The following is a 3667-nucleotide window of genomic DNA, read 5'->3' as shown; positions in this document are numbered from 1 at the left end:
AGTCACACCATGATGGATCAGCATCAATCCTGCCAGCGGGCGCCAGGCCTGCCAATAACCATTAGAGAGTCTCGTCGGAATCTGGGACTTCTGTATAGAGCCGGGTAACCTGTGTATGGGAAAGGGCCGTTTCGGCGCATCCAGGCGTCGATGGTTGTGGGCGTCTTTGTCATCCACGCAGTTCTGGGGGCCGAAATGGCAAGGGAAATGAGACTGTCGGATGGCGTGGGCTCGTATCAGGAGCTGCTGGAGGCTGTGCCTGATGCTTTGCTGGTGATCGGGGATGGGGGACTTCTCGAGTTCGTCAATGCCCAGGTGGAGCGGCTCTTTGGTTATCCGCGGAGCCAGCTGTTGGGAAGGCATTACGAAGTGCTGCTACCGGTACGCTTCGCTGGCCACTATGGGGCCATTCGTGAGTCTTTCGACACCGCCGCGCTTGTGCGGCGGGCGGGGACGGATATGAAGCTTTTCGGTCGTCACTGGGACGGGACCGAGTTTCCGATCGAGGTCAGCTTTACTCGCCTTGGCGCCGGCCCGGGCCTGGGGATTGTCGCCTCCATCCGGGACGTGAGTGAGCGCACGCGCCTTGACGCTGAGCTTCGTGATGCCCTGTCTTTGCTCAGTGCCACCCTGGAATCCACGGCGGATGGCATTCTGGTCGTAACGGCGGACGGGAGAATTGCCGGTTCCAACGAGCGCTTCGCCATTCTTTGGGGTATCCCGGCGGGTATCAGGGAGTCCGGGGACGACGGGAAAGTGATGGCGTTCGTCTTGGATCAGCTCCTTGATCCGGACAGTTTCGTGGCGAAGGTGCACGAGCTGTATGCGGATCCGGGGGCGGAGAGCCTTGACGTGCTGGACTTTCGTGACGGGCGTATCTTTGAACGCTATTCCCGTCCTCAACGTGTCGGGGAAGAGATCGTGGGGCGGGTCTGGAGTTTCCGTGATGTCACGTCCCGGCGTCGTGCGCAGGACCAGGCGCGGGACGCCCTGGCGCAGTTGGAGGGTCTGGGTGCGATCGTTAATTCTTCGGCCGACGCGATCCTTGGCATGACGCCCGGGGGCGCGATCACGAGCTGGAATCCCGGGGCGGAACGACTGTATGGGTATTGCGCCGCCGAAGTGGTGGGCCGAGACACAGGGTTCCTCATTCCGGATGAGCGCAGTGACGCTGATGAGGCTGTGATGGCTGCTGTTGTGGATGGTGTTGTGGTCCACAGTTTCGAAACGGAGCGGGTTCGCAAGGACGGTTCCGTCGTGCCAGTGTCCTTGACGTTGTCTCCGATTCGCGGCGAAGACGGTGTTGGCGGGGTTGCGGAGATCGGGCAGGACATCACTGAGCGGCGGGCCGCGGAGGCGGAGCTGTTGGCGGCCCGTGAGGAGGCGTTGGAATCAAGCCGGTTGAAGTCCGAGTTCCTGGCCACAATGAGCCATGAGATACGCACGCCAATGAACGGGGTCATTGGTCTGACGGCCCTGATGCTGGACACACCCCTGGATGAGACCCAACGAAGCTACGCCGAGGGGGTCCAGGCTGCCGCTGGTGCGCTGCTGAGCCTGATCAACGACATCCTGGATTTCTCGAAATTGGAGGCAGGGAAAGTCGATCTGGATCTCGCCCCCTTTGACCCGCGCTTGATGGTGGAGGACGTGGCCAGGCTCGTGGCTGAAACCGCTCAGGGCAAGCACCTGGAGCTCATCGCGTACTGCCGGCCCGAGGTCCCGGAACGGTTGGTCGGTGATGCGGGCCGGATCCGGCAGATCCTGTTGAACCTGTCCTCAAACGCGGTCAAGTTCACCGCATCCGGTGAGGTAGCCATCCGGGTGAACATCGTGGAGGAAGAAGCAGGAACTGTCGTGGTGCGGTTTGAAGTCAGGGATACCGGAATCGGCATCGACCCAGTGGATCATGTGCGCCTGTTCGATTCGTTTTCCCAGGCTGATGCGTCCACGACGCGCCGGTATGGTGGGACCGGGCTGGGTCTGGCGATCTGCCAGCGCCTGACCGAAGCGATGGGCGGGGAGATCGGTTTGTCCAGCGCTCCGGGAGAGGGGAGCACTTTCTGGTTCGTGCTTCCGCTGGCCGGAACCGGAACTGATGTCACCGTTCTGGAACCTCCCCTGCCCGGTCTGCTGACCGGGCTGCGGGTGTTGGTGGTCGATGATAATGCGACCAACCGGCTCGTGCTTGAAACCCAGCTGAATGCGTGGGGCCTGCGGCCGGATGCATTCGCCGATGCGCGCACGGCCCTTGACAGCGCACGGATGGCGGCTGCCGAGCATCCTTACGATATTGCCGTGCTGGATATGTGCATGCCGGAAATGGACGGGCTGGAACTGGCGCAGACGATGAGCGCCGACCCCGCGCTCAGGGGCATCCGGCTAATGATGCTGACCTCCACAACCCAGATAGACAAGGTCGAGCTGGCTGCGGCAGGCATCCGTGAATGGTTGACCAAACCCGTGCGCGGATCGGAACTCCATGACCGGCTCATGCGCCTCATGGCCGGTACCGGCGCTGCCTTTCGGACGCCGGCCCCTATCCGGGCTGCCCGCCCGCCGCAGCCTTTTCGGGGCAGGGTTCTGGTGGTAGAGGATAACGAAGTGAACCAGCTGGTAGCGCGGGAAATGGTTGCCAGGCTTGGCTACGAGGTGGACGTGGTGGGCGATGGCGCCGAAGCGGTCTCAGCGACTGTCGCCAACACTTATGTGGCCGTGCTCATGGACTGCCACATGCCGGTCATGGATGGCTTCGAGGCGACCCGGGCGATCAGGGCCAGAGAAGGGCACTTCACGCACCTGCCCATCATCGCGATGACTGCCGGGTCCCAGGAAGAAGACCGTGAACGTTGCCTGGCCGCTGGCATGGATGATTACCTCAGCAAACCCGTCAACTTGAACGCCCTCGATCAAACCCTGGCGCGGTGGGTGCCCCGATCGACACCGGCACGGGAGAAATCACCGGCTCTGGATCCTGCCCGCCTGGCAACCTTGCGTGACCTAGGACCTGCAGACGACCGTCAGGGACTGCTGCCAGCGGCCGCCGAGGCCTTCCGGCAGAGTATCTCGCCCACTCTTGCGCTCCTTCAACAGGCCGTGGACGGCGGTGGTGGAGACGCTTTGGGACAGGCAGCCCACAAGCTCAAGGGCGCCGCCGGCACTATCGGGGCCACCGGGGCCGCCACACTGTGCCAGGAGCTGGAACAGCTGGCACTCCAACCCGATGCCCACGCCAACGGCCAAACGGCCCCGAAGCTTCTGGCACGGCTCGGCACGGAGCTGGCCCGGGTCGATAAGGCGTTGGACGACGCGTTGGACCTGCGCTCATGAGGGTCCTTGTCGTGGACGATGATCCGGTATCGCTTCTGGTTGCCAAGGCGGCCGTTGAACGGTCCGGGCATGAATGTCTTACAGCGCCCGACGGAGACGCCGGGTGGCGGCTCTACCAGGACCACCGGCCCCATGCCATCGTGACGGACCTGATGATGCCCGGACTCGACGGGCTCGCCCTTTGCCGGGCCATCCGGGCAGCAGAAACCGACTCCTACACGTACCTGATCCTTTTGACCTCACTCGGGGCCAGGGATGACTGAGGTGTACTAATGATGTGAGACAGTTCCTGAAAGGATTGTTCCCATGTCTTCTCGACCAACCTACTCTGATGAGT

At 62.6% G+C, this 3667-nt stretch carries 2 protein-coding genes; both read left to right on the top strand.

The genetic code is table 11. The annotated features are described in order from the left end of the window. Positions 1–207 precede the first annotated feature (207 nt). A complete protein-coding gene (locus tag CVV68_RS22660) occupies positions 208–3330 on the top strand; it encodes a response regulator (protein ID WP_170133331.1) in 3123 nt (1040 codons plus the stop codon). Further along, on the top strand, positions 3327–3593 hold the full coding sequence (locus tag CVV68_RS22655) for a response regulator (protein WP_110503240.1): 267 nt from the start codon (positions 3327–3329) through the stop codon (positions 3591–3593). The genes CVV68_RS22660 and CVV68_RS22655 overlap by 4 nt, the downstream gene beginning before the upstream one ends. The last annotated feature ends 74 nt before the right edge of the window (positions 3594–3667 follow it).

The sequence above is a fragment of the Arthrobacter livingstonensis genome, from assembly GCF_003219815.1.
GTDB lineage: Bacteria > Actinomycetota > Actinomycetes > Actinomycetales > Micrococcaceae > Specibacter > Specibacter livingstonensis.
This window is presented reverse-complemented; position numbering and strand designations above follow the sequence as displayed.